Annotated in this window: 8 protein-coding genes and 1 tRNA gene; 3 read left to right on the top strand and 6 right to left on the bottom strand. The window is 64.4% G+C overall.

The features are described 5' to 3' along the window. Positions 1–40: 40 nt before the first annotated feature. Positions 41–1,558: a PAS domain-containing sensor histidine kinase gene (locus IC50_RS32075; RefSeq protein WP_035714795.1), complete on the bottom strand. Its 1,518-nt coding sequence runs from the start codon at positions 1,556–1,558 to the stop codon at positions 41–43. 123 nt (positions 1,559–1,681) lie between these two features. Next, positions 1,682–2,557, bottom strand: a complete 876-nt coding sequence (locus tag IC50_RS32080) for a LysR family transcriptional regulator (RefSeq protein WP_035714799.1) — start codon at positions 2,555–2,557, stop codon at positions 1,682–1,684. A 114-nt stretch (positions 2,558–2,671) separates the two neighbouring features. Here IC50_RS32080 and IC50_RS32085 point away from each other — a divergent pair, with 114 nt between their 5' ends. Further along, complete coding sequence (locus IC50_RS32085; protein WP_035714804.1) at positions 2,672–3,094, top strand: tautomerase family protein; 423 nt, start codon at positions 2,672–2,674, stop codon at positions 3,092–3,094. A 50-nt stretch (positions 3,095–3,144) separates the two neighbouring features. On the opposite strand, the gene IC50_RS32090 is transcribed toward IC50_RS32085, so the two are convergent. Together IC50_RS32090 and lipB are read right to left on the bottom strand one after the other, a co-directional pair. Continuing rightward, a complete protein-coding gene (locus IC50_RS32090; RefSeq protein WP_035714807.1) occupies positions 3,145–3,858 on the bottom strand; it encodes a DNA helicase in 714 nt (237 codons plus the stop codon). A gap of 186 nt (positions 3,859–4,044) precedes the next feature. Continuing rightward, positions 4,045–4,806 carry a lipoyl(octanoyl) transferase LipB gene (gene lipB, locus IC50_RS32095; RefSeq protein WP_035714812.1) on the bottom strand — a complete coding sequence of 254 codons (762 nt, stop codon included), beginning with the start codon at positions 4,804–4,806 and terminating at the stop codon, positions 4,045–4,047. Positions 4,807–4,874: 68 nt separating this feature from the next. Between lipB and IC50_RS32100 the strand changes: the two genes are divergently transcribed. Beyond that, entirely contained in the window at positions 4,875–5,117 is a 243-nt protein-coding gene (locus tag IC50_RS32100) for a FliM/FliN family flagellar motor switch protein (protein WP_035714832.1), read from the top strand. A 162-nt stretch (positions 5,118–5,279) separates the two neighbouring features. Beyond that, positions 5,280–5,364: transfer RNA gene (locus tag IC50_RS32105), tRNA-Leu, on the top strand. Between the two features lie 210 nt (positions 5,365–5,574). Here the strand turns inward: IC50_RS32105 and IC50_RS32110 are convergent. Next, the gene (locus IC50_RS32110) at positions 5,575–6,549 is read right to left on the bottom strand and encodes a tripartite tricarboxylate transporter substrate-binding protein (protein ID WP_035714816.1); all 975 of its coding nucleotides are present in this window, start codon (positions 6,547–6,549) and stop codon (positions 5,575–5,577) included. A 24-nt stretch (positions 6,550–6,573) separates the two neighbouring features. After that, a partial coding sequence (locus tag IC50_RS32115) for an FCD domain-containing protein (RefSeq protein WP_035714818.1) occupies positions 6,574–6,838 on the bottom strand: 265 nt, incomplete at its 5' end.

The raw sequence follows: 6,838 nt of genomic DNA on the forward strand, positions 1-6,838 counted from the left end.
TGCTCCCTCGCCCCACTTGCGGGGAGAGGCGAAGAGGAAATCATCGCGGCAATTTCGCGATCGCCTCGCTCAGCTCATGGATCTCGTAGGGCTTGCGCAGGATCGGGAAATCGCCGCGCACACCGGCGGCGACCTCGCTGTAACCGGTGGCAAGCAGGATCGGCAGGCCGGGGCGGATCTGGCGGAGGCGATGGGCGAGGCTGAGCCCATCCATCTTGCCCGGCATGACGATGTCCGAGAACACGAAGTCGACGCCGTTGCTCTCGATCTCGCGCAATGCCGCTTCGGCATCGGCGACCCGGCGCACCTGGTAGCCGAGCTGCTCGAGAAGACCGATACTGACCAGGGCAACGTCGGGATTGTCCTCGACCAGCAGCACCGTGCCGCTGCCGCGGAACGCGGCTCCCGTTGCCTCGCGCGACGGCGCATCTATGCCGCGCGGCAGGACGATGGTGAATGTCGTGCCTTTTCCGAGCTCGCTTGCGACCTTCACCGTGCCGCCGGCCTGGTGGGCGAAGCCGTGCACCTGCGAAAGGCCGAGGCCCGTGCCTTTGCCGATCGGCTTGGTCGTGAAGAACGGCTCAAAGATCTTGTCGAGAACGTCGGAGGGAATTCCAAGCCCGGAATCGGCGACGTCGATTGCGACGAAGTCGCCGGCGAGGGGCGTCTCGTTCAGCACGACATTGCGCGCCCTGACCGTCACGGTGCCGCCTTCCGGCATCGCGTCGCGGGCATTGATGACGAGGTTGAGCAGCGCGGTCTCGAACTCGGAGACGTCGGCCTTGATCGGCCAGGTGTCGGACTGGATGTCGAAGGCGAGACGCACGGAACTGCCCACGCCGGCGAGCAGCACCTCGCGGATGGCTGCGACGCGTTCGGCGAAATCGATCGCCTGCGGGTTGACGCTCTGTCGCCGTGCGAAGGTGAGGAGCTGGTTCGTCAGCGCGGCGCCGCGTTTGGTCGCGGTCTCGATCGCGGACGTGGCGCGCTCGAGCTTGGGGTCGTCGGCGGCGTTCTTCTTCAGGATGTGAAGGCTGCCGCTGATGATCATCAGAAGATTGTTGAAGTCGTGGGCAACCCCGCCGGTGAGCTGTCCGAGTGCATCGAATTTCTGGGACTCGGCGAGCTGCTTCTGCATCGCCTCGAGCTTGAGCTGGGAATTGCGACGCTCGGTGATGTCGCGCGTGATCTTGGCGAAGCCGATCAGCGTGCCGTCCTCGTAGATCGGGTCGATCACCACGCTGGCCCAGAAGAACGTGCCGTCCTTGCGGACGCGCCAGCCTTCCTCCTCGTATCGGCCCTTTTCCCGCGCAATACCGAGCGCCCGCGCGGGCTTGCCGTTGGCGCGGTCGGTTTCGGTGTAGAAACGAGAAAAATGCTGGCCGAGGATCTCCTCAGGCGAATAGCCCTTGATGCGTTCGCCGCCGATATTCCAGCTGGTGACGATCCCCTTGGGGTCGAGCATGTAGAGGGCGTAGTCGGCAACCCCCTCAACCAACAGCCGGAAACTGCGCTCGCTCTCGAACAAGTCTCTCTGTTGACTGAACTTTTTGGTCATTCGGACCCCGCCTCGACGGGGGCAAACGCCGCAGGGGGCGGATTTGTTCCGCTCCATGGGACATTTTTAGGCAATGTCTCGAACCCCATGAGGTGCGTCGCACAATTGCATGCCCGGGGGCGATCAGGCTCGGCGGACTGGCTGCTCGCTGGTCGCCACGCTTCTGAACATCGCGGCCACCGCGCGCAGCGCCGCGAGTCTGGCGGGATCGCTGACTCTCGAATGCAGCAGCACCTTCGAGCTGCCGAGTCCCGGCAGCTTGTACGCGGGCCCGATATCAATCAAACCCGGAGGTGCGATCCGCCGCGCCAGCGGTGCGATCGCGAGGCCGGCAAGCGCAGCTGCGACCACCGCCGTCACGCCGCCGCCGACGAATCGCTCGCGCCGGGCGATGCCGGCCTTGTCGAGCGCGCGTATGGCGATGGCGCGGACGCCGCAGGGCGGGGCAAGCGTTGCGAGCGGCAGTGCTTCGCCGCTTGGGAGTGCGAAGCGCCGTGACGCGAACCAGCCGAACGCGTCTTCGGTCAGCTTTTCGCCGCCGCGGCGGCTGCCTTCCTGGCGCACGATCACCGCATCCAAGCGGCCCGCGTCATACGCGTCCTGCATCTCGCGCGAGAAGCCGATCGTGACGGCGAGGGTGAGATTCGCGGACATCGCGTGCAGCCGTTCGAGCAGCGGCACCAGCTCTGGACCTGCGGCGTGATCGGAAATGCCGAGCGACAGCGACTGCACGGCGGAAGCCTCGCCGGAGAGCGCACGGTCATGCGCTTCCATGAGCGCGCGGGCGCGATCGAGGAACGCGGCGCCATCGGCAGTGAGCCGGACCGCGCGCGGCGAGCGTTCCACGAGACGTTTCCCCAGCAATGCCTCGAGCCGCTGCAGCTTGAGGCTGACAGCTGCCTGCGTCGTGCCGAGCGCTTCGGCCGCGCGGGTAAAGCTCTGGAGGTCGGCAACCAGCAGGAAGGCCTGGACCGTGGCGATGTCGAGTGCGGCTTTCATTATATATTGTTATCACTGGTATTATCATCGATAAGATATCAAAATGAGGCCCGCAGGTCTAGCTTCTCACCAACGCCCCGCAAAAACCCGCGCGGCATCCTGAGGAGAACCACCATGCCCCTGATCACCGTGTCCTACGCCACGTCCCGCCAGTCGCCGTCGCTGAAGGCCGACATCGCCAAAGCCGTGTCCGAACTTACCGCAAGGATCCTGCACAAGGATCCCAGAGTCACCGCCATCATCGTGAAGTCCGTGGATGCCAGCGACTGGTTCGCCGGCGGCAAGTCGCTCGCCGAACAGAAGCTTGCAAGCTACTGGATCGACATCCACGTCACCGAGGGCACCAACACCAAGGACGAGAAGGCGGCTTATCTCGCCGTGATGTTCAAGCGCATGGCCGAGATCCTGGGGCCGCTGCATCCGGAGACCTACCTGCATGTCGACGAGGTCAAGGGCGACGCCTACGGCTTTGGCGGCCTGACCCAGGAGCGGCGCTACATCGCCGGCAAGCTCGAGGTTTCGCTGCAGGCGGCGTGATGCCTGGTCGCGGGTGAGCAATCTCACCCGCGACCGGTTGCGAGGGATCGTCAGTTCGCCGCCCGGAACCGAACCTCGGAATTGTTGAGGAAGCACGTCTTGTCGAACAGCTTCAGGTCCAGCGGGTTCGGCAGCCTGACATCGCTGAGATCAGGACAGGGCTTGAGTGATGGGTCATAGGAGCGGTCGATCTGCGAGATGAAGACGAGGATCAGCCCCTTGTCGCGTGCGAAGGATTTCAGGGCGCGCACCTGAACGGTCAGGTCGGGGTTTTCCCGCCGCTGGTCGAGCAGTTGCAGATAATCGATCACGACGAATGTGCCGCGCGGGGCGGGCGCCATCTGCTTGACGATGTAATCGGCGCTGATCGCGTCGGAGCAATCGACCTCGAACAATTTGTCGAACTGTGCGGGGTCTGCGCCGATTGCCCGCAAGCGGTCCAGAACGTCTCTCTCGGTGTATTCGAGCGAGAAGAACGCGCAACGGCCGCCTTTCCTTATGGCCTCTACCGCAAGTTCGAGACTCATCAGGGTCTTGCCATGACCGGGGCGCGCACCGACCAGCACCAGGTCTCCCGGCCGGAATCGAGGAAACAGTTTGCCGGCCGGTGTCTCCGCCGCGGCTTTCGCCGCGAGCAGGCTCCAGGCGGAAAACCCTTCCGTTGTGGCGATGCGGTCAAGCGCGTCGTGGAGTGGAATGCCGTCCTCGCGGGACAGGCGCTTCGCCTTGCGCTTGAGATGATAGATCGGCGCAGACAGTCTCATCGTGAGAACCTCCCATTGCGAGCATGATCGCAATCCCTCCTTATGCCGAGCGCTCGAACAGTCGGTCCGATGATCAATTCGCCCGGCATGAAGTCTGCTTTCCCGGCGGAGGGGGGAGGCGCGGGCGACGCCGGAATCGAGCGTAGCCGATTCTGCATCTGCGGAGAACGGATCGGTGTGTGTCCGTCAGGCGGCGGGCTCTGGCACCAGAGCCGTGGTCGGCCCGAACAGCTGCTCGAACGCCTGCTTCAACGCGATGTCGACGTCGGCCATGGTCACGATCCGGCCGAGGTCGACCAGCGAGGTGACGCCATAGCGGGGATCGGCGACGCCGCAAGGAACGATGCCGGCAAAATGCGACAGCTCCGGCTCGACATTGATGGCGATGCCGTGGAAGGACACCCAGCGCTTCAGGCGGACGCCGATCGCCGCAATCTTGTCCTCGTGATCCGCCCCCTTGTCGGGCCGCCTGACCCAGACGCCGACCCGGTCCTCGCGCCGCTCGCCGCGAATGTTGAAGGCGGCCAGCGTGCGCAGGATCAATTCCTCCAGGCTCGCGACATAGGCCCGAACGTCCGGCCGGCGGCGCTTGAGGTCCAGCATGACATAGGCCACCCGCTGGCCCGGCCCGTGATAGGTGAGCTGCCCGCCACGCCCGGTCGCGAAGATCGGGAAGCGGGCATCGAGCAGGTCGGATTGCTTGCCCGAGGTGCCCGAGGTGTAGAGCGGGGGGTGTTCGAGCAGCCAGACCAATTCCGGGGCCTCGCCCGCCGCGATCGCGGCGACCCGGGCCTCCATGGCGGCGACCGCGTCCGGATAGGGCACCGGAGCGTCCGAGATAAGCCATTCGACGGGCTCGCCGCCCGCGGCGGAAAACGAACTCAAATCGAGCTCGTGGCGCTGGTCTTGGCGCTGGTTTTGGCGGGGGTTTCGAGGCGAATTAACCATTGGCTAACCATAACGTGGTGATGATCGCAGGCGCAAATGAAGAGTCCCAAGTTGCGGCGGTCCTGACAGTGCCCACTCTCGACAAAGTCACCGTGGATCTCATGGTCGTCCTCGGGACGACCACCATGCCGATCCATCAGGTATTACGTCTTTCCCGCGGCGCCATCATCGAGCTGGATGCTACCGAGGCCGACGAGGTCAAGGTCCTGGCCAATAATCTGCCCGTTGCTTCCGGCGTCGTGCTGGTGGACCGCAACCGGATCGCGGTCGAAGTGAAACAGATGCTGCCGCGCACGGCCGGCACGCGCTAGCGGGCGGGCACCGATAGGCCCGATCCCTGGGAGAAGGGCCGGAACTTTCCTGCCAAGCTTGTGGAATTCGGGACCTTTGCGGGCTTGTATCCCCCTGATGGATTTGTTAGATCGGCGGCCGCTGATCCGGCCAGCCTAAAGACCTCAGGCCGGCATCTCCTAGCGCTCGTGGCGGAACTGGTAGACGCGCTGCCTTGAGGTGGCAGTGGGTAACACCGTGGGGGTTCGAGTCCCTCCGAGCGCACCAAACCTCATATTTCTCTGAAATCATTGAGATTTCCGGTCGCGGCCCGGAGATGACGGCGTTCCGACGCAAGTCGGGAATGGACCGGGCGCATGTCTCGGAACTGCGCCCCATCCTTCATATTTCGAGCGGCATCGCAGCAGCCGGATTTGCGACCATCGATTGTCTGAGCAGTGCTTTCGCGAGCCGCTCGTCGCCTGCTTGACGCCCGCTCTACTGCGCCTCGATTCCAGCCGCCTTGATGATCCGGTCCCATTTGCCGATCTCAGCTTTCAGGAAGGCTTCGAGGGCTTCGGGGGTCGCGCGCTCGGGCTCGACTGGAGCCATGCTGAGCTCGGCAAAGCGGCTGACCAGCGCGGGATCCTTCAGCGCCGTCTGCAGCGCGCTTACGAGCTGGTCGACGACAGGCTTGGGCGTCCCGCGCGGCGCGTAGAGACCATACCACGTCGTCACGTCGAACGCCGGAACGCCGGCTTCAGCCGAGGTCGGCACGCCAGGCAGCGTCGCCACGCGCTTCTTGCTGGTGATCGCGTAGCCTTTGATCGTGTTCGACTGGATATAGGGCGTCGGCCCGGTCGCGGGATCGCAATAGACATCGATGTGGCCGGCGATGACGTCGTTCAATGCCGGCCCGCCGCCCTTGTAGTAGATTGGGGTGAGCTTGGTATCCGTCGCGCTCATGAACATCAAACCGCAGAGCTGCGAGGCTGAGCCGAGACCGACATTGCCGAAGGTCATCTTGTCGCCGGCGTTGCGGATATGTGCGATGAGCTCGTTGAGGTCCTTGGCTGGAAAGGTCGGCCGCGCCACGAGGATCATCGGGACGTCGGTGACGAGCCCGATCATCGCGAAATCCCCGACCGGATCGAACGGCAGCTTGGCGTAGAGGGCAGGCGCAGTAGCCTGGCCGACATGCATCAGGAGCAGCGTGTAGCCATCAGGGGCCGCCTTGGCGACGCGGTTGGTGCCGAGCGTGCCGCCGGCGCCGACGACATTTTCAATCACGATGGACTGTTTCAGCGTCGCGCTCATGGCGCTGCCGAGGATGCGTGCGATCACGTCGCCGGGACCACCGGCGGAGAAGGGCACGATGATCGTGATCGGGCGGGCGGGGTAGTCGTTCGCGATGGCCGCGCCGCCGGAATAGAGCAGGAGGAACAGGATCAGCGATCGTACGAGATACGTCATCGAACACTCCCTGGCGGCAATGTTTCAGTCGTCGGAAGGCGCCGCCTCCTTGGCTGCCGACGATTTTTCGATCATGTCGAGCGCGGCCACCGCAGCCGCATTGATGTGGTCGACGCAGCAGCGCTCGGCGAGGTCCGCATCGCCGTTCTGGATCGCGCGCCAGATCGCGGTGACCTCGCGCAGGCTCTTGTTGATCCGCTTCGGCTGCGACATCGAGGTAATCCGCAGCAGCTGGATCCGGTCGTGGAGCGGCTTGAGCATGCGCTCGATGAACGCGTTGCGGCAGCCG

The sequence above is a fragment of the Bradyrhizobium genomosp. I (2014) genome, from assembly GCF_000261685.1.
Taxonomy (GTDB): Bacteria; Pseudomonadota; Alphaproteobacteria; order Rhizobiales; family Xanthobacteraceae; genus Bradyrhizobium.